Genomic DNA, 23,329 nt, shown 5'->3' with positions numbered 1-23,329 from the left:
CCCCTCAAGCCCTGCCGGGCCGCCGCCTCCCCTCAGACGGCGGTCCGGCAGGCGTACACCAGAAAGGAGCCCGCCTGTGAGCACCCGACGCCAGCCCGCCCGCAAGGCTCCCGCCAAGAAGACGACGACCAGGGCCAAGACCACCACGGCCACCGTGGTGGCCGAGGCGGCCGCGGCGGCCGGCGGCCCGAGCGAGGCCGCCGACACGATGGTGGCCACCGAACCCGCCCCCGCTCCTGTCCCGGCGCCGGTGTCGGAGGCCGACACCGAGGCGATCGTGACCGCCGCCCGCGCGGAGGCCGACCAGCTGCTCGCCGCCGCGCGCACCGAGGCCGATGCCCTGATCGCGCAGGCCCGCCGGCAGAGCGCCGACGCCGATACCGCCGCCCAGAAGGCGCAGGCGGAAGCGGACAGCATCCTCGCCGTCGCCAAGGACCAGGCGATGCGGATGCGCAAGCTCACCGAGGAGCAGATCGCGGCGGCCGAGGAGACCGTGCAGCGCGCCCGCACGATCGCCGACGGCGACCTGGCGGCGGCCGAGCAGACCCTCACCCGCCGCCGCCAGGCCGCTCAGAAGCTCCAGGCCGAGGCCGAAGAAGAGGCCGCCCGGATCGTGGAGGCCGCTCGCGCCCGCGCGGCGCAGCTGCGCACCGAGGCCGAGCAGGACAAGGACCGCGTCCAGGCCGAGGCGGAGGCCACCGCCGCGCACGCCGCGCACCTGGTGGAGGAAGCCAAGCAGCGGGCCGCCGACCTGGTGGCCGCTGCCGAGGACGACGCCCGCGCCCGCCGCGAGGCCGCGACCGAGATGCGCCGGCAGGCGGAGAAGGACTCCGAGCAGCTGCGCACCCAGGCCCGCGAGGAAGTCGCCACGGCCGAAGAGGACGCGGCGAGGATCCTGGACCACGCCCGCGGCCAGGCCGCCGAAGTGCTGCGCGAGGCGGAGCAGGACGCCGACGACACGCGCGGCGAGGCGCAGCAGGTCCTCGAGGCCGCGCAGGCCCAAGCGGAAGAGGACGTCCTGAAGGTCCGCTCGGTCGCGGAGGCCAAGGCGGCCGGCGCCATCTCCAGCGCGGAGGCCGCCGCGTCCGAGCGGATCACCGCGGCGGAGAAGGAGGCGGGCCGCCTGGTCGCCGACGCCAAGCGGGAAGCCGAACAGGTCCGAGGCCGCGCCCGTACCGAGCAGCAGTCGGCGTGGAAGGAGCTGGAGGCCACCCGCGAGGAGGTCGCCAAGGCCCAGGCGCTCATCGCGAAGCAGGAGAAGAGGAGGAACTTCGTCAACACCTGGGGGCCGCGCGTGGCCCTGGGCGCGACGATTGTCCTCACCGCCTCCGGCGAGTTCGCCCTGGCCAAACTGAGCGGCTGGCCCGCTGAGGTCGCCTGGGCTCTGCCGCTGGCGATCGACGTCTACGTCGTGCAGGCGTTCCGCCGGCACCGCGACGTCGCGGGCGCGCTGATCCTCATGGTCGCCGCGAACGCGATTTACCACCTCGCGGACGCCGGTCTGGTCGGCGTCGATAAGAAGGGCGACCCGCTGTGGTGGCTCATCGTCGGCGTCGCCGCCATCGCCCCGTGGGTGATGTGGCGCATCCATCAGATCACCAAGGAGCCCGGTGAGACCGGCACCGGTGAGACCGGCACCACGAGCGGCGCCGGGCCGGATGAGACCACACGCACCACGCCCGCCGGTGAGACCGAGCACACCCGGGCCGCCGATCTCACCGGCTTCGGTGAGACGGTTCTCCACCCGCGCACCGCCCCGGCACCCGCTGCCGAGACGGGCGAGGGTGAGACCCGCCGGGAGCTTGAGACCGGACCTGCTGAGACGAGCGGCCCGGTGAGCACGACTGAGACGGCGTCTCACACGAGTGAGACGCACAGGTCAGACGGTGAGACGGCTTCCTCCGGCAACGACGCGACCCCGGTCCCGCTGCGCTCCGGTGAGACCGGCCGCCCCGCACTCGCCCGGGACGCTGAGATCGAGGGACAGATCACCTCGCTGCTCAGTCTCATGTACCGGCGCGGAGGCATCGACACCGTCTCAGTCGACCAAGCCAAGGACATCCTCGGCGTCTCACGCGCCACCGCCGGACGCCGACTTGAGATCGCACGGACCCGCTTCCGCAACGTCTCGTGAGACCGCGCGGCGCGCACCGACCGACGGGCCTCGCGCCCTGACGCGCAGCACCGCCAGCGGTCGCAGGGAGAAAGGCCGGCGCACCGCACCATCCGGCACACACCAGTGAGGGCCAGCCCGAAGGAAGCGGGCTGGCCCTCGCTGCGACTGCCGGAGGCAGTCAACAGCCATCCGAGTACAGCAGATCCGACCCCCATGGAGGACCCCGTGAGCACCGAAGACAAGCCCTTCTTCGACGACCCGAACGCGGCGCTGCGCGAGATCGCGCAGAACCCGGCCGCCTACGCGCACTACCTCGCGGACTTCCACCGGGTCGTGCTGGACATGCAGGCCAAGCTGGAGGTCCTCCAGCACGAGACCCGCGTGCACTGCCGCGGAACCCGCGTGGAGGGCGACAAGTGGAAGCAGGCGCAGCTGCGCTCTTTCCCGGTGGAAAAGTCCCTGAACGACGTCATCAAGCACCTCAAGAAGGCGACTTCGGGGCTGGAAAAGAGCGCCCATAAGCGCCACGCCCACGACGAAAAGGTGAAGGAGGTCAGGAAGCAGCGAAAGGAAAAGGCGCTGCTCAAGGAGCGGAAGAACAACCCGCCGCTCCAGGCCGCCCCGGAAAACCCGGGGCGGCAGGGTGCGCAGAGCCCGAATATGGGCTATGGTGGCCCCACGTCGATTTACAACCTGGACCGCAGGGAGTCGGCGTGAGTGCAGGTCGCCCGCTCACGAGGGAAGAGCGGAAGAAATTCAACCGTGCGGAACACGAGCGGAAAATCAAGCAAGAACTGATCGCTCAGCACGGGGAAGACCTCGGCACCTTCTACGCCTGGCTTCGGATTGTGAATATCCGAGGCACGCAGGCTTATCGCGCAGGGAACAAGGAGTTCATCCGTGAGGTGACGCTCGCCCTGCACAACGTCTACAGCCGTCACGGCGGCTAGCTCCCCGCGTCCCGCACGAAGGGCCGCTCCCGATCCCCGGGGCGGCCCTTCGGCGATCCCAACGCGTGCCGCGCGTGACGCGTGCCGCGCGTGGCGCGCACGCGCGTACGCGAGGCCGGTGCCGACTGTCAAGCCCAGGAGGAGGGGTCGCGTGTCCGACGACACCGACAGCAACGTGATTAACCTCCCCACCCGGGGCAGTGATTCCGGAGGAATGCCGGACGCTCCCGATGGCGGGGATCTCTTTTACTCTGAACCGTCTGACAGCGGCTCGGGTGGCGTCGTTCCCCCGGAGTCCCCGGCGGAGACGACAATGGAACTTCCGCCTATTCGCGGGCCTATTTCTCCGGAAACCGCTTTGCGGGAAACGGGAACGCCCGCTGCGTCGTATTCCGACGACGGAGAATATGAGGAAGGCGAATATGTCCAGCCTCGTTCTCTCGCCGATAGGCTCGGTGACTGGCTGGAACTGCGGATCGAGATGGCGCGGGAACGGCACGCCTCCGAAGCGCCGTTCCGTGAGGCGGAAATAGCGCGAAAGGCCGCGCTGCTGGAAGCCCGCACCGCCCAGGAAACCGCGATGATGGAGCAGAACGCCAAACTCCACACCGCGCAGATGAAGGCGAAGGCCGACAAGGCGGCGGCGCGCGGCAAGGCCGACGCGGCGCGGTCCTCCAGCTCCGGCCTGGGCACCGACAAGGGCGGCCGCTCGAAGGCCGGCGGCGGGGGCGGCTCACGCTCAGGCGGCGGCAGTTCCGGCGGCACCGGTCGTGGTTCCGGGAGCGGCAACTCCCCCAAGGGCACCGGGAAGGGCTCTGATCGCTCCGCTGGCGGCCGTGGGGGTGCCTCGAAGGGCAATGAGTCGTCCGGTGGCCCGAAAGGCCGCCAGAACGGCCCTGGAGGCTCCGGCGCGGGAAAGCCTGGCGCGGGCAAGGGAAGTTCGGGCGGCTCGGGCAAGAACGGCTCGGGCAACTCGGGTTCCGGTAAGGGCGGCTCGAAGGGCGACGGCGGCAAGTCGCAGAACTCGCCGGCCGCGAGCCCCCGGGCCGAACGGGCCCGCGGCCGCCAGGAGCGCGCCGCTGCCCGCCAGGCCGCCCGGCAGCAGCGGCGTGGCGCCAACCAGGCCGCCGACCTCGCCGACCGCAGCAAGGACCGCGACCAGGACCGGGCCAACCGGCAGGCGGAGCGGGAGGAGCGCCGCAGAGCGAAAGCCGAGCGGAAGGCCGCGAGGAAGGCGAAGCGGGAGGCGGCCAAGGCCGCCGACGACCGCACCACCCTCGGTGAGGCCGTGGCGGAGGAAGCGCAGCGCCGCTGGGACAAGCGCCGCGCAGCCGAGAAGGACAAGGCCGTTAAGGACGGCAAGGCCAAGAACTCCACCAGCGACAAGGACGCCAAGGATTCCGAGGCCACGACCAAGAAGATGCCCAAGGACGGCCCTGAGCCGCCGTCTGACGGCCCGAAGGACGACTCCGCGACCAAGGAGCCGGACGACGGAAAGAAGACCGGAGAGAAGCCCTCTGACGGCTCCGACGGCAAGGGCGCGAAGGACGGCACGGGTACGGACGAAGGGGCCAAGGGCGACGACGTCAAGGACCCGCCGGGCGCTGACGACAGTGACGACGGCCGCTCCTTCAAGGAGAAGCTCAAGGGCTTCTTCACCAAGCCCGGCGAGGACACCACCCCGCCCGAGCCGGAACCCTCGACGCTTCGGCCCGAAGACCTCAACGTCACGGTGGACAGTCCCGGCCGGTCCAGCCGCCCGCCGAAGTCCGAAAAGGCTGAGGAGGACATCCCGGACGCGGTCGTCGTCGAAGACGCGGCCGATCCCTTCGGGGCCACCGTCTCCAGGCCGGCGAGTCTCCCCCGGGCCCCGGAGCCCCACACCCAGCGTCCCGGCACCAGCCGACCCACCACCGCACAGGAGGACCCCGTGGCATCGGAGGTCAGCAAGCCCACGCCGAGCCAGGCCGGCATGGCCGCGCAGCACCGCACCGACATCACCTTCGGCGAGTACCTGATGGAGATCGTGAACATCGCGATCGCCGCCGCGCTCGACAAGGAGCGCGCCCAGGAGCTGGCCGTCGCGCTCGGCAAGGTCGCCGACGCCCTGCGGGACATGGCGGCCGATCTGGTCGGCGACCACAACATCGCAACCGGGGTCGTCGACCAGATCACAGACCTGGCCGACGCCGCGGACCGCATGAAGCAGCTGGCCGAACGGTGCGCCACCGAGTGCGAGATCGCCTCCGAGGCCGCCCGGATCGCCGCCGCGTCGGTCGGCCACGTCTACGGCGAGGACATCCAGGCCATGGACGACGCGGGCTTGGCCCACGCCTCCGCCGCCGCTCACCACGACTAGGAAAAGAGGGGGATTCGCCGTGAGCGACCTCGCGCCCACCACCGGCGGCGGCGCTGCCGCCACGACCGACGGCGACAACAAGTACAGGGCCGTCCAGCACAAGCTCAAGACGCTGGGCACCGCGATGGAGCTGGCGGGCAACGAGCTCGAGCAGCTGCTGCGCGGCATGCGGCAAAACGCGCAGCGCGCGGAGGGCCTGGCCGTCGACATCGCCAACGCCGAACTGGACCGCAAGTTCATCGAGATGACCAACCAGGTGGCCGTCGCCCTCGGCGGCGCCGCCGCGGAGGTTCAAAAGCTCCACGAGACGGCACAGGAAGTGTCCGGCCTGGCCACGGACGCGCGGCGTACGCACGCGCGGCTGTACGAGGGCCTGGACACCGTCCGCTCCGGCCGCAGGGAGCGCACCCCCAAGCCGGGTTTCTTCGCCCACTGACCCCCGACCCCGCCGAAAACCCTGATGGGCGGCCCGCCACCGACGGCGGGCCGCCCATCGCCATCTCTCGAAGGAGACCAGCCTCGTGTCCGTGCCGCGCAGCGTCGCCCTGGAGCGCACCCTCTTCACCCTGGCCGCCCCGGTCCTCGCCGCGGCCCCGAACCTGTACCCCGACAGCCCCGTCAACACGGCCGTGCAGCTGGCGGGTGCCGCCGGCGTCGGCGGCGCGTACCTCGCCTACAAGAGCGACGAGCCCGGCACAGGACGCAAGGTCCTGCGCTGGTCGCCGCTCGTGCTCGCGGCCGCCGTCGACGTCGCCGCGAAGCACACCGTCGGCTGGGGCCCCTACTGCCTGGACGCCCTGCTCGCCGCCGGGTGGGCGGCGGCCGGCCTGCTCGTGATGCCGTTCTCCCGGCACACCCGCCGCGGACACCGGCCCGCCCTTGCCGCACCCGCTCCCGCACCGCAATTGCAGCCCAGCCCCGAGCCCTCGCCGGTGCACCTGGACGACGGCGCCGACCACTTCACCCGCCAGGTCCGCCAGCTGTGGGAGAACCGCGGCCTGCCCGGCCGCACCATCGTCATCAAGGCCACCCCGCACCCCGGCATGCGACACGACCTGTCGCTGCTGCTGCGCGCATCCGAGGCCGGACGGCCCATCACCGGCCTCAAGGAGGAGGACGTCGCCGCCGCGTTCGAAGTCGACGTCACCGATGTGCGGATCGAGGACGTGGCCCGGCAGAACGGCCGCGGAGGCGGGCCCGGCTGGAAGGAAGTCCACGTCACCCCCGACGCCGCGGAGCGGCGCCGCAAGGCCCCCACCGCCCACGAGTGGTGGGCCGACCGGATCGGCGCCGCAGGCGGCCCGGTGCCCGGCTCGGAGTTCGTCAAGGAAGTCCGCGACCACGCCCGCCGGGTCACCCACTACATCGCCCAGGTCCCCGACGAGATGGGCGAGCCCCGCGTCAACAAGCACGCCCTGGCGGCCGCGCTGCGCACCAAGTACGACGAAGGCCGGCTGTTCGTCACCGTCGACGGCAACCAGGTCCTGGTCTCCCTGTGGGACTCCAGCCCGCTGGCGCAGGTCTTCCCCGCCACGAGGGAGCTGCTGACCCCGGACAAGGACGGCCGCTGGGTGACCGGCTACCTCGGCAACGGCCAGCCCGCCCGCAACCGCGTCTACACCGACCGGGGAGCCGCGCACGGAATCTTCGTCGCCCCCTCCGGCGGCGGCAAGACCCAGCTGATGGGCCTGCACGTCGCCGCCGATGCCTTGTGGGGGGCCGTGGTCATGCTGGCCACCGAGGCCCCGGACGAGAAGACGGCCGCCCTGGGCCGGCACACCGCCCGCTACGGCGTCGGCGCGCTCTACATGATCCGGCTCCTGCGGGCCATGGTTGCGCTCATGGAGATCCGCGGCGAGATGCCGTGGGAGGACGGCCAGGTCCACGAGTGGGACCCGACCCGGCCGGGCTGCCCCTACCGGATGCTGTCCGCGTACCTCGATGAGTTCCTCTCCGCCGCCCGCCACGGCGACTACGGCGCGGAGATCATGGACCTCGCGGAGCTGGTGTCGGTCAAGGGCCGCAAGTACGGCGTCGGCCTGAAGGTGGCCGGCCAGTCCATCTACGTCCAGGACGGGTTCACGCAGCTGCTGTGCGAGAACCTGCGCGACAACTGCATCCCCGTGGTGCTGAAGGTCGCGCCGAAGAAGGTCACCGACATGTTCAAGGCCCTCGGCATCGCACCCGAGCACATCCCCGACCCGCTCCCCCGCTCCTTCTCCCCCGAAGAGAAGGGCCGGATCGAGCGGATCATGCGCGGCGAGCCGGAGCCGCCCGCCGACTCCAACACCGGTGGCGCCGGATGGATCGTCGAAGGCAAGCAGCCCGAAGTCCTGCGCACGCTGTTCATGGACTTCAAGGCGGGCATCGACGGCTACTTCCCCGACACCATCGCCACCCTGACCGACTACGAGATCCGCGAGCTCGAAGCGCGCGAGTTGTGGTTCGACTGGACCGAGCCGCCCCGGCCCGGCGAGTTCGGCCCCGAGCCCGATGACGAGGACGGCGACGACGGCGCGCCCAAGAAGGGCGGCGGCAAGCGCCGCGGCGGCAGCAAGCCCGCCGCGCGCCGCGACGCGGTCACCTCGCCCCGCCAGGCGCTGGAGGCCATCAAGAACCTCTCCGGCGTCTGACCCACCCGCACCGGCCGGGCCCCGCTCACACCTGGAAGGACACACCGCCCGTGGCCGTATCGATCTCCGCCGTCGTCCTGCTCGGCATCGTCGTCTTCGTCCTCATCCGAGGCGGCTACGTACGCCTCGGCCCCGCCCTGGCCTGCGCCGGGTTCGGCTTCTTCCTCGCCTCCACCGGCGCCGCGCCCACCATCACGAGCGCGATCAGCACCGTCACCGGCTGGATCTCCAGCATCTGACACCACCCCGGCCGCCGGCGTCGAAGGCGCCGCCACCCCCGCCCCCGCGCCTTCGACGCACCCAGGGAGCCCCGATGCCCCAGACCCACCCCGCCGTAGACCAGACCACCCCGACGACCACAGCGCCCACGCCGCCGACGGAACTGTCCCTCGAGGAACGACTGGCGTTCATCAACACGGCGATGACCGTGAAGCTGGACGAAGCCAAGGTCGCCTACGAGGTCAACACCGCCCACATCGACACCGAGCCGGTGGACCTTTCCGACGTCGTCACCGGCCCCGTCGACACCGGGCCTGCCCCGCTGCCGGACCTGTACCCGACCCCGGTCGCGGCTCTCCTGCAGCGCGCCCACCACCGGCTGCTCACCGGCGGCTGGTGCAAGGACGTCCTGGTCGACGAGGACGGCGCCCGCTGCATGCTCGGGGCCATCCGGATCGAGGCCCGCGGCGATCGCAGCCTGGAAGCAGGCGCGGCCGCTGTGCTCCTGGACGCGATCCGCCGCAAGTTCGGCGACGACGTCGACTCCGTGCCCTCCTTCAACGACGCGCACGGATCGGCCCGTGTCCCGATCCGCATGCTCGACCAGGCCGCCGGCCTCGCCGACGCCCGCGGCCTCTGACCCCCAGCTCCGGACCACCTGCCTCGCACCCGAACCCCTCGCGGTCGGGTGCGGGCCAGGCCGTCCGGCCTGCGCACCGCCGCCCACCACACCGACCCGAGCGAGGGAGTTGCCCCGCCATGCAGCCCAACGACAAGCCCATCAACGGCCAGCACACGAACAGCCCGAGCTTCTTCGACCTGCTCGACCAGACGCCCCCGCCGCCGCTGCCCGACGTGGAAGACGTGCCCCGCCCGAAGCGCTTCGCCGGGCTGCGCGAGGCATGGGACGCGTCCTGGGAGCAGGGCGGCTTCCTGCACGAGCGGTGGCAGGAGCTGTTCCAGGCCCGGCATCTCGGCTGGCACGAGATGAGCAACTGGATCAAGGCCGTGCTCAGCCTCGCCGGGGTCTGCGCGGTCATCGTCCTGCTGGACGCCGCCAGCGACATCGTCAGCGCCGTGCTGCACCGCCTGTCCGCCACGCGCACGGTGATCGAGCCGCCCGGAGTCGACACCACCAGCGGCCTGTGGGGCGTGGTCGACAACCCGATCCGCTCCTACATCGGACAACACAGCGTCGCCCTCACCGTCCCCGGCACCGCCGTCTACGCCTTCTGGCAGTTCACCGGGCTGATCGGCCTCATCGGTGGATTCGCCGGCAGCAGCGGCGCGCGCATCCTCTGGGCAGGGTGGGGCTTCTCCAGCATCGCCATGGTGTGGTCCGCCGCACCCGCCGACAGCCGCACCGTCGCCACCGGCATCGCCGCTCTCATGTGGGCCCTCGCCAGCATCGTCGCCCTGCGCGGCCTGAGCCTGCGCCCGGTCATCAACAACCCGGAACCGGCTACGCCGCAGGTCAACATCTACCCCGCGATCCACATCCCGCCGCAGCACGCCCCCGTGCACGACGACCTGGACGACGTCCACCCGCTCCAGCGCTGACCACGGCACCACCCCCGCCCGCCCGACTGCTGCGGCCCCGCAGCCCCCCGCTGAGACCTGACGCCCTGCCTGGTCCTCGCCCGCCCTGCACGCCGGGGCCGGGCGAGGACCGGACAGGCCGCCTGGCCGAACGCACCACCCGCCGCACCCCGCCGACACCAGCACGACGTCGGCGGGGTGCAGCGCTGTCCACCGACGACTGGAGGAGATCACTCGTGCTCATCCCCCGCCCGCGCCGCCGGATCGGCCGGCCCCGCCCGCAGCGTCCCGGCCCCCGCTACCCGCACCGCCCCGACCGGCTGCCCGGCGCCTGGAGCCGCTGATGCCGCGCATGAGGAAGAAGCGCCGCCGCGAGGTGAAGCGGGTGCCGCGCAGCGACGCGACGCTGCCGGAGTTCGACCGGCGCGCTTGTCCCGAGGGGCTGGTCACCCGGCGGCAGTTACGGGACCTGGGGCTGAGCCCCGGCGGGCACGGCCCGGTCGCGGTGCTGCGCTGCAAGGCGTGCGCCTACCGGCCCGACCAGTCGTGCATCCATCCCACCCGGGCCTGGCTCTACAGCGTGGAGCTCGCCCGGCCGAAGCGGGTGCCGACACTCGCGCAGGAAGAGGCGCTGGACCGGGCGATGGCCGCAAGATCCACGTGCCCGCAGTGCCGCCGGAGGTACTACTTCTGCCTCCCGCTGCGTACCCAGGGCGTCTGCGACCCCTGCGACAAGGGCTACGAGCCCAGCCCGGACACCTACATGGCGTCCACGGCCCCGGTCGTCCACCGGCTGGCCGCATAGCGCGAACCCCGTCCCAGCCACACAGGCCGGGACGGGGCCCACCCGGGCGGCCGCAGCACCGGCAAAGGGCCGGCCGCCCACTCCCTCACCCCTTCGAGATCGGGAAACCACCCTATGACCGCCGCAGCCACCGACACCGACAAGAACCTGGACGACGCCTGCGCCTCGGTCGCCCACGAGATTAATGGAGTACGCGCGGGTTCCCGCCGACCGTTGGTGAGCATCACCACGGCATGTCAGCAGGCAGGAGCAGGGTTACCTGTGCGTCGCTCGATGGTGTGAGATTCCAACGGTAACTCGCAGATTCTGCGAGCAGAGCCCGTAATTTGCTGGCTTGTGGCAGATTCCGAAAGTCGCGTGCTGACGCTCGTGCGACCCGCCGATGAGTCGGCCGTTCCGGTCGATCCGGCGGTGGTCTCGGTCGAGTCTGGACTCGCGGACGTCGTCACACTCCAGCGGCGGCGCCAGGCCCGGATCTCGGCGCAGGACGAGGAGAGCTTCTTCCTCGACACCTTGTCCGAGTACCAGTGGGCGCGCGACGCGGCCGGGCTGGCGCCGAAGACCCTGGACGGGCTGATCAAGCCTGTGGTCGAGGTCTGCGAGTACTACGGCACGGTGCCGTGGCAACTCTCGTCCCGCGAGATCGACCGGTACTTCGCCGGGGCGGGCAAGCGGGCGCCATCGACCCTGCGCGCCAAGTTCGGCAAGATCGACGCCTACTTCGCGTTCCTCGAACAGCGCTACGCAGGCGAGATCATGCGGCGCTTCGGGCACGGCGTCGAGTCGCCGATCGACCCGTTCAACCGACCTCGGCACCGAGGCGACTTCGGGCTGCGGATCCCGCCCTCGCAAACGGCGATGCGGGACTTCTTCGGCCGCTGGCGCGAGGACCTGCCGAATGCGCGCAAGTACCTGGTCGCCTGCCGCGACTACGTGATGACGAAGGTCGCATACCTGTCGGGCGTCCGGGCCAACGAGCTGTGCGGGGTGTCCATGGGTGACCTGCACTGGGAGTTGGGTCAGTGGGGCCGATTCGTCGTACTCGGCAAGGGCGCGGGCGGGTCGGGGCCCCGGCCGCGCGAGGCATACATGTTCCAGGAGGGCCGGGCCCTGCTGTGGTGGTACATCGAGGAGGTCCGCGGAGAGTTCGGCGACGACGTCGAGCACCCGAAGGCGCCGCTGTGGCCCTCCGAGCGCAAGCCCACCACGGTGGCGGCGCTGAACCTGCCGATCGCGCCGGCGATCGGCCCCTCAGCATTCCGCAAGACCCTGCACACCGCGGCCGATGCCTACCTGACCGGTCCGGTCACCGACCTGTTTCCGCACCTGCTGCGCCATGCCTGCGCGACCCACAACTACGAGCGTGGGATGACGTTGTGGGAGGTGCAGAAGGTCCTCGGACACGCCTGGGCGACCACGACTTTGCGGTACATGTCGACCGCGCACGCCGACCCGGAGCACGCGAACGTGGCCGCCAGCGACCGGGCGGCCCAACGACTGGTGATGGACAAGGGGAACCTGCGGTGAAGTGGAATCTGCGGATGGTCGCCGCCCAGCGCGACCTGTGGCGGCCCAGTGAGGTGCTGGCCGCCTTCCAGCGGGTGGGGTTCAACCCCTCGCTGAGCAAGGTCGCTGCCCTGTGGAGCGGTCAGCCGGTCACGGTCCGCCTGGACGACCTGGATCTGATGTGCGCGGCGCTCGGCTGCACGGTCAGCGATCTGCTCCAGGCCGAACCGCTCGTTGCTGCGCGGCCGGTTGAGGACTCCGGCCAGGCCGCGGTCGGCGCCGACCACGATCCGGCGGGGCCGGTGAGGCCGGTCCCCCGCTCGCGCCCTGCCGGCGGCCCGCGGTCGTTGCCTCCGAGCTGAGGAATGGTCATGGCCAGGGGGAAAGGGACTGCCCGCAGCTGCTCGTTGTGCCTGGGCTGGTCGGTTCTGACCGCACGCGCCTGCTCCGGCTGTGAGAAGTTCGCCCGCGCACATCCCGTACGCGGAACCTGCCCGCGTTGCCGGCACGATGCGCACCTGGGATCCGACGGCTTGTGCAAGCCCTGCTTGCAGGCCATCCGGGCCGAGGACGATGCGGAGTGGGCGCTGGGCATCCCGGGAGCTGGGCCGCGCGCGCTCCAGCTCACCGTTGGCATCCACCGCCACTACGCCACCCAGGCCAATCCGATCGTGCTCAGCCGGAGCGGCGGTCGCGGAGTGAGTGCCGGGTGGAAGCGCAAGCTGAACAGGCAGCGCACCGTGGAGCGGGATCAGTCAGCCCTGCTGGAGCCACAGGTGTGGGGCCAGCTTCCCCTGTTCGCCTTGCCGCGCACCTTGACCCGCGACACGGCCCGTGCCATTGCCACTCGCCAGCTGTCCGGCTGGGAGAAGGCTGAACCCGTGCTCCTGACGCTGACCGCTGAGCGCCACATGAGCAAGGCATGGCGCTGCCAGGCCGCCGAGATGGTGCGGCTCGCACTGGCGGTGCGCGAGGCCGATGGCGCAGAGCTGTCGTGCGAACGGCTGCTGCGGGAACTGCCGAAGTCCGGCGACGTGGTCTGCATTACTCTCCTGCGCGCGGGCCTGCTGGTCAGCGAGACCGTTTCTGATCTTCGGCTCGCAGCGCGCTCGTGCGGCGACTGCAACGCCTGGATGCCCGAGAGCCCGCATGCAGGATTTCGCTGCGCCCCGTGCCGAGACTGGCGCATGAGCCGCCACCGGCAGCCGGGCCAATGCGCGCGCTGCGGCAGGGACGGGCTGGCGCTGGGCGCCGGTCACTGCCGGGCCTGCCACCCCTACCGTGACGACGACCGGAGCAGGCATGCCGCCACGCAGTTGGTGATCGACCTGCCCGCCGACCCGGGCGGACCCGGCCCGTCGCCGCAGGCCTGCGAGCCCTTGTCGTTGCCCGTGGACGTGACGCCCGCGACGACGATCGGCCCGGGACAGGAGACCCTGTTCACGATGCGCCGCGACTGGTCACCGGTACTGGCGCGACTACGGGGCCGGCTCTTGGCCGACCTGCCGCTGACCGAGGCAGCCACAGCGCTCGTGGACGACTTCGCCGAGCAACGCCGCGACCAGGAGGGGACGGGCTTCAACAAGAACATTCGCACCCTCACGATCCTGAGCTACTGGCTCGGAGTCGAGAACGCCTTCCATGAGCGAGACGTCCACGACCTGGCCCGCCTCGAGACGCATCTCGCGGCCAAGCCCGTCTGCCAGTTCCTGCGCGCTCGTGGCCTGCTCGTCGACGATCCCGGACTGCACCGGGACCGCGATCTGGCCTGGATCGAGGTGGTGCTGGCCACACTGCCGCAACCCGTCGCCGAGGAGGTCGACGCTTGGGTGAGGGCGCTGCGCGGCCAGGGCCCCCGGGAGAGCGAGCCGCGCAGCTGGGAGGGCATCCGCCGCTACCTGAGCACCCTGCGGCCGGTCCTCACTGCGTGGACGGCGACCGGCATGACGACTCTTCGGGAAGTCACCACAGACCACATCCAGGACACACTGGACGGCCTGGAGGGAACCGTTCGCCGCCAGCGCGCCACCGCTTTGCGCAGCCTGTTCCGGGCACTCAAGCGTGAACGGCTGGTCTTCCGCGACCTTGTTCGCCACCTGCCCGTGGGCGACCTGACCGGCATCCCCCGGCCGGTCCCCTCCGACGTGCTGGCCGGCCTGTTCGACCAAGCCACCACCCCGTTCGCGCGGCTCGCCATCGCCCTGGCAGCCATCCACGCTGTCCCCGCCGCAGAGATCCGCACCGCGCTCACCGCCGACCTGAACCTCGCCCGCGGAACCCTCGAACTGCACCGCGGCTTGCGTCGGCACACCCTCTACCTAGAGGAACTCACCTACTCCTTGGCCGCCGACTGGCTCACCTACCGTCACCAACGCTGGCCCACCAGCGCCAACCCCCACCTGCTGGTCACCCAGAAGACCGCTCCCGACCCGGACTACCCGGCCGTGCACCGGATCACCATGCAGAAGGTCCTGCCCAAGGGTCAGACCCTCGACCGGCTGCGCCAGGACCGCATCCTCAACGAAGCGTTCATTACGGGCGATCCGCTCACGCTCATGAGGCTCTTCGGTATCACCGAGGCGACCGCCATGCGCTACGTCACCGCCGCTCACCCGGAGCGCACTGCCAAGCTGCCGCAGTAGGTCGCCGATGGCCATCAGCTCGGGCCGACGGCTTCCGTTGCTTCGAACGAGTCCATTGGCCCCTGAATCCGCCAAGGCTCCGATTAGCGATCTTGGGCGCTCGTCGTGAACGAGTCGATTGGTCCCACCTGAGCGAGGGTCGAGTCAGGTGTCGGCCGTCGGGTTCAACCGCTAGCGACCGTAATCCGGTCGCTGCCGTTCTGGGCTCGCTGATACATATGTGCGATGGCAGGCGACGACTCCGGTGAGTTTCAAGCAGGGCGGTCGGGACTCATCGTGAGGGTCCCCGAGGCGGAACCTGCTGTTCGAGCGTGGCGTGACCGGCTGGACCCGTCAGCCCATGCGGGTGTTCCGGCCCATGTCACCGTCCTCTTCCCGTTCCTCGACGAGAGCCGCATCGACGACGGTGCTTACGCTGCCATCGGAGAAGTGATCGGGCGTCACCGGTCCTTCGAGACGCGGTTCGAGCACTGCGGGCGATTCCCGGGGATCTTGTATCTCGTCCCCGAACCGGACCTCCCGTTCCGCAAGCTCACCGAGGCGATTGCGGACCGGTGGCCGGAGGCCCCGCCGTTCGGCGGGCAGTTCGACGAAGTTGTCCCGCATCTGACCATCGCTCAGGGGCAGGACGATGCCGTGCTGGAGGAGGCTGAGGCCGACCTTCGCGGCCGGCTTCCTGTCACTGCCCGCGTGTCGTCGGTCGATCTGATGATCCACGACGGAACCAGGTGGCAGCAGCGGGCGTCGTTCGCGCTCCGGTGACTCCTCTGCTGGTGATCGGTCAGCCGCTGCTCTGCCGGGCCTGAGCAGCGTTTCGCAGGCGGACGACATACTGAACCCGCGCGCGAACACTTCCCGAGGCCGCCTCAGAGTGCATGTTCCTGCGGCTGGACATCCCAGAATCCGCGAACCCGCGCGTTTTCAGCAGAACGGACGGCAAGTCGTCCTTACTGCTCGCCTTCAACGGCGCCGTCCTGGCGGGCCTCGCGTCTGTCGCCGACAAGGACCTGCCTCTGCCGACCAAGGTGTTCGGCACGGCGGCCGTCCTCGCCCTGGGCGCAGCCACCGTGCTGCTGCTCCTGGTCGTCCGGCCCCGGCTCAGCGGCGCAGACCGGGCCTCCTTCCCGTACTGGGCGCAGCTCGACGAGGACGCGATCCGCGACTGCATGCAGGGCGACTCCCGCGCAGCCCGGATCCGGGTCCTGTCCACCCTCGCCGTGGCCAAGTTCACCCAACTGCGGCGCGCGATCGACCTGTCGCTCATCGCCCTGGCACTGCTCGCGCCGGCCACCCCCGGCCTCGCCCTGTGACGGCGGCCGCGATGGCCCACACACGCCTGCAACGCATCCGCGCCTCGGTTGGCATCGCCGCCCTGGCCGTCCAGCAGATCGAGGACGACCTGACCGCCGACGACATCGACGCCCGCGAGCTCGCCGCGATCCTGCGCGAGCTCCAGGAGGACATCGACGTCCCCGGCGGCCGCTTCCCCGCCCTCGCGCAGTTGGTCAGCACCGCCGCACGGCGGGCGGAGCAGATCGAGCCCGACCGCCACGGCGACGCCTCCTGCCCCCTTCAGGAGGCCGCCACCCTGATCACCGACAACGCCGGGCAGCGCTTGAACTGGGCTGCCCGCTCCCTCGACCCGCAAGGAGACGTCGAATGACCTCGGTGCTGTACCCGGACCTGCCGGAGAACGGGCTGATCGTGCTGATCGGCGCCTCCGGTGCGGGCAAGTCGGCGCTGGCCCGCACCTGGCCGGCCTCCCAGATCCTCTCGCTCGATGCTCTGCGGGGCGTGGTCAGTGACGACCCCGGCCGACAAGACGCCACGGCCGATGCCGCCGACGTCCTCAAGCTGATCCTGGAGCGCCGGATGGGCCTGTTGCGCCGCGACTCCTACACCGCCCGCGCCCGCCGGCTCCTGGCCCGCCACGGTGACGACACGGCCGTGGTCCCTGGTCGACCAGGACCACTTCAAGGCCGTGAACGACACGATGGGCCACCCGGCCGGGGACGCCGTCCTGGCCGCGACCGCCGCGCGGCTCACCGCGTGGGCGGGCCCGCGCGCCGCCGTCGGCCGCCTCGGAGGCGATGAGTTCGCCGTGGTCCTGGAGCTGCCCGCCGCCCGCCTGGAGCAGCGCCTCGCGCAGCTGGTCCGCATGCTGCACACCCCCGTCGTCCTCGAGGACGGCCGCACCGTCGACGTGGCCGCCTCGGTCGGAGCCGCGACCCCGCACGCGGTCGGCTCCCGCGACCTGACCGTGCTGCAGCGGGCCGCCGATGCCGCGCTGTACGACGGAAAGCACTCGGGCCGCGCCGCCGTCGCCTCGCCCGCGCACACCACGGTGCCGTCCATCAACGGCCGCCGCGCCGGGCGCCCGGGAACGGCCGTGTGGGGGCGAGCCGCATGAGCCCCGCGACTCTGCCCGAGGGCGACTGGATCCGCGGCATCAGCATCCGGCAGCCGTACGCGGCCTGCATCCTCGCCGGGGCCAAGACGGTGGTGAACCGCCCCGCCCGGTGGCGGACCGGCTGGGTGCTGCTGCATACGAGCAAGACCATCGACCAGCCCGCCCTGCGCACCCCGCTGATCGGCCGCACGATCCGCGGCCTCCAGCTGGTCACCGGCGCGGTCGTCGGCGTCGCCGGGATCACCGACTGCCACGTAGAAGGCTCGAACTGTGCGGTGGAAGGGAAGGCAGAAGAACTTCGAGCTGGTTGTGCCGTGCCCGTGGCTTCCCGCGGTTCACGATCGCTCATGCTCACTGCTCCCGTTCACGACCAGGCGCAGACGGGTTCCGTCCCCGCACTGTCCGTCGAACCGCCCTCCCCGCGGGAGGGCCTGAGCGATACCAACGAGGTAGGTACCCCGCGCCTGCTCTTGCCGCACGCGCCAGCGAAGGCGAAGCCACAAGGCCAACGGGCCGGTCACAAGGCCCGCGCATAGGCCCAGAGTTGAGAAGTCCATACTAGTGCCGCATCAGGCAACGTTCGCCCTGGGCGGTCTGCAACGATGACTCTATGGACGAGGAAGTCATCCCCATTCTTCGCGTCGAGGACGCTGCGGCGGCGGTCGCGTGGTACGAGCGACTGGGCTTCGCCAAGCAGTGGGAACACCGCTTCGAACCGGGACTTCCCGCGTTCGTCGAGGTCGCCCGGGGCGGGGTGCGGTTGTTCTTGTCGGAGCACAAGGGCGACGCCCGTCCCGACACGTTGGTCTACCTCCGCATTCGTGATGTCGAGGCCATCGCCTCCGAGTTCGGTGTGCAGGCAAAGGACGCTCCGTGGGCGCGTGAGATTGAGCTGCGCGACCCTGCCGGCAACCGGCTTCGGATCGGCACGCCGACGGAATGACACTCGCCGGCAGCGCACGGCAGGGAAGCTGTGCTGGTGGCTGAGCGAGTATGCGTCCGCGAGATCGATGACGACGAGGGGCAGCGCCTGCTGCGGATCATCCGCCGGGGCAGCGGGTCGGTGGTGACGTGGCGGCGGGCACAGATGGTGCTGCTGTCCGCGCAGGGCATGCCCGTGGCGAAGATCGCCGAGGTGACGTTCACCAGCGCGGACCGGGTCCGGGATGTGATCCACAACTTCAACGCCGACGGCTTCGGCTCCCTCTACCCGAAGTACAAAGGCGGTCGGCCCAGGACATTCACCCTGCCCGAGCGGCGCGAGATCAAGAAGATCGCCAAGTCCAGGCCGACCGAGCACGGTCTGCCATTCTCGACCTGGAGCCTGGCCAAGCTGGCCGACTTCCTGGTCGCCGAGGGGGTGGTCGACGACATCAGCCACGAGGGCCTTCGGGTCCTGCTCCGCGAGGAGGGCGTGTCGTTTCAACGCATAAAGACCTGGAAGACCTCCCGCGATCCCGACTACGCCGCCAAGAAAGCCCGCGTCGAGCACCTCTACTCGATCGCCGACGGCGAGGTCATACCCGAGGACGGCGAACCCGAAGTCGTCTTATGCCTGGACGAGTTCGGCCCGCTCAACCTCCAGCCCCACCCCGGCCGACAGTGGGCCGAGCGCGGAGGACGGCACAAGGACCCCGACCGGGAGCCGAGGCCCCGCAGGCGGGCGACCTACACCCGTCCGCACGGGGTCAGGCACCTGTTCGCCGCCTACGACCTCGGCAAAGACAAGCTCTACGGCCACATCAAACCGAAGAAGAACCGGACGAGGTTCCTGGAGTTCTGCCGCTACCTGCGCAGCCTCTACCACCGAAGATCCGCATCGCGATCGTGCTCGACAACTTCTCCCCGCACCTGACCACGAAGAAGGACAGCCGGGTCGGCGACTGGGCCGCGGCCAACAACGTCGAGTTCGCCTACACGCCTACGAACAGCTCGTGGCTGAACCGCATCGAGGCCCAGTTCACCGCCCTGCGCTACTTCACCCTCGACGGCACCGACCACGCCAGCCACAAGGAGCAGGGCAGCATGATCCGTCGCTACATCATCTGGCGAAACCGTCACGCCGACGATCAACGGCTACGGGCCGTGGTCGACAGGGCGAACGTTGCCTGATGCGGCACTAGGTAGAGGGCTTTGAACCGGTGAGCGTGAACTGCTCCCACAAATTGCACGACGACACCGTCCTTCCTCTCGCACCGGACGTGACGAAGAGCTGGCCTTCCCCAGGGGTCAGCCAGGTCAGGCCGGGGCAGCCCTTGCGCTGGCAGACCCCCGAGACCTGCCCGGGATGATGCGGTATCCCGTCGGATTTCAGCAGGCCGCGGTCGATGAACCAACACGAAGGCGAACCTCTGCGCCACAAGACGGCCACCAGGGGACAGACCATCGAACGGCGTTGACCCACCGCGAGAAGGTGACCCCGTGCCGTGACGAGACAGCACGAGACCCCGGGCAACTACCCGCCTGGGGTCTCGGCACGCTGGCGTGTCCAAGATCGCTGCTCAACGCCGGAGCATTCACGTCGCGTCCGGTCGGGCATGCCGCTCATCCAGCGTTGTCAGTGGTCCGTCTTAAGCTCATGAGCTCATCACGCTGAGCAAGGAGAGTGCGTCCATGGCCGTTGACTTCGCTGCTCTACATGAGCCGCTTGTGGAATGGGTCCACGACCAGACGGCCGCGGATGCATCCGAGTACGTGACGATCACCCCCTTCGGTGAACTACACGGTCTCAACGAGGAGCAGTCCTTCCGACTCCTGGAGACGTGCAAGGAATGGGGCCTGCTGAGCGATCACTACGCCACGATGGGTGACCCGGCGGCCAACCTGACACCACGCGGACTGCAGTGGATGCAAGAACGCCAACGCCAGCGCGCTGACCCCAAAGCGCGCGCCGTAGCCGCGCGCACAGGCCTGCTGACGTGGCTGTGGCATCAGAAGAATGACGGTGTGGGGCACCCCAATGTCGAGGCCATCCTCCAGTCCCCGCTCTCACTCTTCGCGGGGGAGCGACTGACACCAGCCGAATTCGACCGCGCCGGGGCCTACCTGATGTCCAAAGGACTGATCACAGGTATCAAGACCGGTCAGACCGAGGGGCCCGTACGGGCTGAGATCACTGCGGAAGGGCAGGACTGCGTGGAGCACTACGACGGTGACGTCAGCGCCTACGAACGCCGGAACAGCAGCGGCAACACAACGTTCAACATCGGCGAGAACACGGGCAACATCGCCGCCAACAGCCGTGACTTCACCATGAACGCCACGACCAGCAAGGACGGGATCGACCCCGCCGCGGTCGTCATGCTCGCCCGCGCCCTGCGCCAGGCCGCCCCAGTGCTGGGTCTGCCGGAGGACGACGCTCAGGAGCTCACCGAACTCGCCACGCGTCTCGAAACCGAAGCCGTCAGCGAATCTCCCAACCCCAGCAGGTTCCGGCGTTGGGGCAGCCAAGCCGTTGGCATCCTCGAATCGCCCGTAGTCAGCGGGGCACTGGGCAGTGTCCTTGCCGCATACGCCGGCGTCGCCCTTCCCGGACTGCCTTCCGCCTAAAACCAGGCTCTGCTGCGGTTGCCGGCCGAATCCGCCCGGCAACCGCAGTCGCATTCCTTCCGGGTGCGCTGGAAGGAATGCACTGATCGTCTAGGGTGATCGTGCGGAAGCCGCAGGGGTCACCAGCCGTCATCGTCTCCGAGTTCCGCGAGCCGCTCTTTCTCCGCGAGCCGCCGCATGTCCTCTTCGAGGAGAGCCGACGCGAGCGAGTCACTTTCGCCGAATCGGATCAGTTGTTCTGCTGGGCTGTAGAAACGGGGTGTGGCGCCGAGGCTGGCGCGGCAACCGCGGCACCGCCACGGCCTGCGCAGGGTGACCCAGTGGGCGCGGACGCACGACGGGCACTCGATGAGATAGGCGCTTGGACCGTACGCTGCGCCCCACCATGCGTGACCGTAACGGGCGCGGTACCCAGGCCGGTTCGGGCTGCGGTGTGAGGGCCAGCCCAGCAAGACCAATTGGCCACCGGGCCACCGGCAGCTGCAGGCACCCTTGCAATGGCAGGCGCGGCCCTTGCCGAGTTCTGTCGCCTTCTCCCGCCGGGGTGTGTTCGGTCCCTTGACCTCCAGCCATGTTCCCACCTCAGGGAGCCAGAAGTCAGGCAGGTACTGGGTGCCGGAGGGAAGGACGATCAGCTCAGGCTCGTACTCCCACAAGATGCCGAGGCCGTCGAGCGTGATGGCCCAGTCAGCTTCGAGGCGGGACCGGAAGCGGGTGCCGGCATAGGTCGTGGGGACGGCGTCCATGGGCTCTGACATCGCGATGTTCCTGTCAGGCGTGCAGCTGTATGGGATAGGCCTGGTCGTTGATCTCGCGCAGGACGCTGACAGCGAGCATGAGGGCGATTACGGCGTTGGCAGCGGTGTACTGGAGAGCGCCGGCAGCGTGGGCGGTGGCGTGCCGGTTGAAGCCCTCCGGCACAGGGTGCTGGCGTCGGAACTCCTCCAGCGTCTTGGCGAAGGGAAGGAAGACAGCCGCTTTGCGGAACTGTCCGATCGTGGCGTCGTCGTCGACGTCGACGGTGGGGACGCTCCGCCCGATCTTGGCGTAGCCGGGCCACCAGCCCTTATCGGTGAGCCATGTCGGGTTGGCGAAGGCCAGGCCGCGAACAAGGGTGTCCCAGACATTCGCGGCAAGTGCCTGCGCACCGCTGAACATGCCGCGCTCGGTCATCCGTACGCACTCTTCAAGCAAGGTCTTCTGCGCGGAGAACCGTGCGTCAGTGACGGCAGCCAAAGCCTCGCTGCAAGAGGCGAGGATCTCTGGTCGGCAGTCGTCAAGGACCGCCGTGCGGGCGGGGGCGTCACCCGCAACGAGCAACTGCCGGATCACCTCGGCCGGGGGCACCCACGCCAGGGGCATGCCCTCCTGCATCAGCCGGACCATGTCCTTGTACGCCAGGCGCTGGCCCTGCCAGTTCTCCGGCATCATCGAGTCCAGGCGTTCCAGCACCGACTGCAAAGGCGCGACGGCCTTGGACAGACCTTCCAGCAGCGGCGCTGGAAGCTCCACCTTCGGTGTTCGTATGAAGTTTGCTGCCACCGTCCGACGGATGTTCTCCGTGGCTGCGTTCAATACCTCGGCCAGCTGTGCATCGAAACCGTTCGCCACCTAGATTCCTCCCTTGCACGTTGGAGCATCTTCCGGCATGACAACCCGTGCTGACCAGGACCGGAACGGCTGGACTGCCTCACGAAACCCACCGGGCCGCGTGACCGGTCGCCCCGTTTGCGAGGTGCCGGCTTCATGTCAGCGAGGGCGTGTCAGTCGCAGTTGAGCGGAGAGCTATGTGCTTGCTGGTCGTCGGCTGGGAGCCGGGGCGTGCCACTGATACGGCGGTGGTACTTCGCGACCGGTCAACTGTCATGGGGTGGGATACCCCCAGCTGGCTCAGTGCCACGAAGACGGCACATCGCAGTTCACGCGGGGAAGGGCCCACTTCCTGGATGCGGTCCTCGCCCGATGAGCCCGGATCACGCCAACCGACCCCACGGCCCTCAAGCACGGACTGCGCATCGGCTGCGTCAGGTCGTGGGTGGCTGCGTATCACCGTCGGGGCCGGCGCCCAGGGACCGGCGCGCGGCCGGCCGCGCGCCGGTCCCTGGGCGTGGTCGGGGGTGGGTGGGATGCGTTCCGCGGCGAGTAGTGCACGGGGCGCGGGCGGTAGCACCGGGGGAAGGTTGGCAGGGCTGGGGCCGGTGCCCAGTGAGCGGCGATTGGTCACCGGGTGATTGTCTCCACTCAGCCGTACCGATGTGACGGACTCTCGTCCCTGAAACCCGACTGCCGCCTTGTGCGCGGCACTGCGCAGACCTGCATGGTCAGGGTCGTGCTGGCATGGGGCCACGTGTCAGTGGGCCCACGTGCTGGTCTGGGTGCGGACGGGTCGCCACACGGGCGCGGAGGGCCCATCGCGAAGGATGTCGGTCCGCCGCGGCGAGGACGGGAACCAGACAAGGCGGCCGGGCCGGGCCCTAACAGGTCATCTCATTTGGCGTGTTCGATAGTCTGCCGGTGTGGGGATCGTTGAGCGGCTGGTGCCGGATGAGCTGTGGGAGTTGTTCCAGCGAGTTGTGCCGGAGGCGCCGACCCGTCCGCAAG

Annotated in this window: 21 protein-coding genes and 2 pseudogenes; 21 read left to right on the top strand and 2 right to left on the bottom strand. The window is 70.0% G+C overall.

Annotated features, from left to right (window positions below):
• Positions 1-76: 76 nt before the first annotated feature.
• The 21 genes and pseudogenes from ACZ6KF_RS31570 to ACZ6KF_RS31470 all read left to right on the top strand — a co-directional run bounded on the left by ACZ6KF_RS31570 (position 77) and on the right by ACZ6KF_RS31470 (position 20,728).
• Positions 77-2,134 carry a hypothetical protein gene (locus tag ACZ6KF_RS31570; RefSeq protein ID WP_469241507.1) on the top strand — a complete coding sequence of 686 codons (2,058 nt, stop codon included), beginning with the start codon at positions 77-79 and terminating at the stop codon, positions 2,132-2,134.
• 207 nt (positions 2,135-2,341) lie between these two features.
• Positions 2,342-2,833 carry a hypothetical protein gene (locus ACZ6KF_RS31565; RefSeq protein ID WP_469241505.1) on the top strand — a complete coding sequence of 164 codons (492 nt, stop codon included), beginning with the start codon at positions 2,342-2,344 and terminating at the stop codon, positions 2,831-2,833.
• Entirely contained in the window at positions 2,830-3,066 is a 237-nt protein-coding gene (locus ACZ6KF_RS31560; RefSeq protein ID WP_469241503.1) for a hypothetical protein, read from the top strand. The genes ACZ6KF_RS31565 and ACZ6KF_RS31560 overlap by 4 nt, the downstream gene beginning before the upstream one ends.
• A 151-nt stretch (positions 3,067-3,217) precedes the next feature.
• Positions 3,218-5,425, top strand: coding sequence for an ATP/GTP-binding protein (locus ACZ6KF_RS31555; RefSeq protein WP_469241501.1), 2,208 nt, complete (start codon positions 3,218-3,220; stop codon positions 5,423-5,425).
• Between the two features lie 19 nt (positions 5,426-5,444).
• Positions 5,445-5,861, top strand: a complete 417-nt coding sequence (locus ACZ6KF_RS31550; protein ID WP_469241499.1) for a conjugal transfer protein TraB — start codon at positions 5,445-5,447, stop codon at positions 5,859-5,861.
• A gap of 85 nt (positions 5,862-5,946) precedes the next feature.
• On the top strand, positions 5,947-8,058 hold the full coding sequence (locus ACZ6KF_RS31545) for a chromosome segregation protein ParM (protein WP_469241497.1): 2,112 nt from the start codon (positions 5,947-5,949) through the stop codon (positions 8,056-8,058).
• A gap of 50 nt (positions 8,059-8,108) precedes the next feature.
• Positions 8,109-8,297 (top strand): hypothetical protein, encoded by a 189-nt coding sequence (locus ACZ6KF_RS31540; protein ID WP_469241495.1) that lies wholly within the window; start codon positions 8,109-8,111, stop codon positions 8,295-8,297.
• Positions 8,298-8,371: 74 nt separating this feature from the next.
• Positions 8,372-8,917 (top strand): DUF6197 family protein, encoded by a 546-nt coding sequence (locus ACZ6KF_RS31535; RefSeq protein WP_469241493.1) that lies wholly within the window; start codon positions 8,372-8,374, stop codon positions 8,915-8,917.
• A gap of 119 nt (positions 8,918-9,036) precedes the next feature.
• Positions 9,037-9,837, top strand: a complete 801-nt coding sequence (locus ACZ6KF_RS31530; RefSeq protein ID WP_469241491.1) for a hypothetical protein — start codon at positions 9,037-9,039, stop codon at positions 9,835-9,837.
• A 322-nt stretch (positions 9,838-10,159) separates the two neighbouring features.
• Positions 10,160-10,621, top strand: coding sequence for an RRQRL motif-containing zinc-binding protein (locus tag ACZ6KF_RS31525; protein ID WP_469241489.1), 462 nt, complete (start codon positions 10,160-10,162; stop codon positions 10,619-10,621).
• A 357-nt stretch (positions 10,622-10,978) separates the two neighbouring features.
• Entirely contained in the window at positions 10,979-12,148 is a 1,170-nt protein-coding gene (locus ACZ6KF_RS31520; protein ID WP_469241543.1) for a tyrosine-type recombinase/integrase, read from the top strand.
• A complete protein-coding gene (locus ACZ6KF_RS31515; RefSeq protein ID WP_469241487.1) occupies positions 12,145-12,489 on the top strand; it encodes a helix-turn-helix domain-containing protein in 345 nt (114 codons plus the stop codon). Before ACZ6KF_RS31520 ends, ACZ6KF_RS31515 begins: the two co-directional genes overlap by 4 nt.
• A 186-nt stretch (positions 12,490-12,675) precedes the next feature.
• Entirely contained in the window at positions 12,676-14,769 is a 2,094-nt protein-coding gene (locus ACZ6KF_RS31510) for a hypothetical protein (RefSeq protein ID WP_469241485.1), read from the top strand.
• Between the two features lie 225 nt (positions 14,770-14,994).
• The gene (locus tag ACZ6KF_RS31505) at positions 14,995-15,531 is read left to right on the top strand and encodes a 2'-5' RNA ligase family protein (protein WP_469241482.1); all 537 of its coding nucleotides are present in this window, start codon (positions 14,995-14,997) and stop codon (positions 15,529-15,531) included.
• Positions 15,532-15,644: 113 nt separating this feature from the next.
• Complete coding sequence (locus ACZ6KF_RS31500) at positions 15,645-16,079, top strand: Pycsar system effector family protein (RefSeq protein ID WP_469241481.1); 435 nt, start codon at positions 15,645-15,647, stop codon at positions 16,077-16,079.
• 11 nt (positions 16,080-16,090) lie between these two features.
• Positions 16,091-16,432 carry a hypothetical protein gene (locus ACZ6KF_RS31495; RefSeq protein WP_469241479.1) on the top strand — a complete coding sequence of 114 codons (342 nt, stop codon included), beginning with the start codon at positions 16,091-16,093 and terminating at the stop codon, positions 16,430-16,432.
• Positions 16,433-16,644: 212 nt separating this feature from the next.
• Positions 16,645-17,179 (top strand): annotated as a pseudogene (locus ACZ6KF_RS31490) (GGDEF domain-containing protein); the annotation flags it as partial.
• On the top strand, positions 17,176-17,715 hold the full coding sequence (locus tag ACZ6KF_RS31485; RefSeq protein ID WP_469241477.1) for an ASCH domain-containing protein: 540 nt from the start codon (positions 17,176-17,178) through the stop codon (positions 17,713-17,715). The pseudogene ACZ6KF_RS31490 and the gene ACZ6KF_RS31485, both read left to right, overlap by 4 nt.
• A gap of 74 nt (positions 17,716-17,789) precedes the next feature.
• Entirely contained in the window at positions 17,790-18,122 is a 333-nt protein-coding gene (locus ACZ6KF_RS31480; protein WP_469241475.1) for a glyoxalase superfamily protein, read from the top strand.
• Between the two features lie 36 nt (positions 18,123-18,158).
• Positions 18,159-19,291: pseudogene (locus ACZ6KF_RS31475) on the top strand (IS630 family transposase).
• Between the two features lie 501 nt (positions 19,292-19,792).
• A complete protein-coding gene (locus ACZ6KF_RS31470) occupies positions 19,793-20,728 on the top strand; it encodes a hypothetical protein (RefSeq protein ID WP_469241473.1) in 936 nt (311 codons plus the stop codon).
• A gap of 119 nt (positions 20,729-20,847) precedes the next feature.
• Here the strand turns inward: ACZ6KF_RS31470 and ACZ6KF_RS31465 are convergent, their stop codons facing one another.
• Positions 20,848-21,486: a PDDEXK family nuclease gene (locus ACZ6KF_RS31465; protein ID WP_469241465.1), complete on the bottom strand. Its 639-nt coding sequence runs from the start codon at positions 21,484-21,486 to the stop codon at positions 20,848-20,850.
• A gap of 13 nt (positions 21,487-21,499) precedes the next feature.
• On the bottom strand, positions 21,500-22,339 hold the full coding sequence (locus ACZ6KF_RS31460; RefSeq protein ID WP_469241455.1) for a hypothetical protein: 840 nt from the start codon (positions 22,337-22,339) through the stop codon (positions 21,500-21,502).
• Between the last annotated feature and the right edge of the window lie 990 nt (positions 22,340-23,329).

The sequence above is a fragment of the Streptomyces sp. NPDC046379 genome, from assembly GCF_055587785.1.
This window is presented reverse-complemented; position numbering and strand designations above follow the sequence as displayed.

Bases quoted from the DNA above. Each gene is read 5' to 3' on its own strand.
- ACZ6KF_RS31535 (WP_469241493.1), top strand. From the start codon at position 8,372: ATGCCCCAGACCCACCCCGCCGTAGACCAGACCACCCCGACGACCACA.
- ACZ6KF_RS31530 (WP_469241491.1), top strand. From the start codon at position 9,037: ATGCAGCCCAACGACAAGCCCATCAACGGCCAGCACACGAACAGCCCG.
- ACZ6KF_RS31525 (WP_469241489.1), top strand. From the start codon at position 10,160: ATGCCGCGCATGAGGAAGAAGCGCCGCCGCGAGGTGAAGCGGGTGCCG.
- ACZ6KF_RS31505 (WP_469241482.1), top strand. From the start codon at position 14,995: ATGGCAGGCGACGACTCCGGTGAGTTTCAAGCAGGGCGGTCGGGACTC.
- ACZ6KF_RS31500 (WP_469241481.1), top strand. From the start codon at position 15,645: ATGTTCCTGCGGCTGGACATCCCAGAATCCGCGAACCCGCGCGTTTTC.
- ACZ6KF_RS31495 (WP_469241479.1), top strand. From the start codon at position 16,091: ATGGCCCACACACGCCTGCAACGCATCCGCGCCTCGGTTGGCATCGCC.
- ACZ6KF_RS31485 (WP_469241477.1), top strand. From the start codon at position 17,176: ATGAGCCCCGCGACTCTGCCCGAGGGCGACTGGATCCGCGGCATCAGC.
- ACZ6KF_RS31480 (WP_469241475.1), top strand. From the start codon at position 17,790: ATGGACGAGGAAGTCATCCCCATTCTTCGCGTCGAGGACGCTGCGGCG.
- ACZ6KF_RS31470 (WP_469241473.1), top strand. From the start codon at position 19,793: ATGGCCGTTGACTTCGCTGCTCTACATGAGCCGCTTGTGGAATGGGTC.
- ACZ6KF_RS31465 (WP_469241465.1), bottom strand. From the start codon at position 21,486: ATGTCAGAGCCCATGGACGCCGTCCCCACGACCTATGCCGGCACCCGC.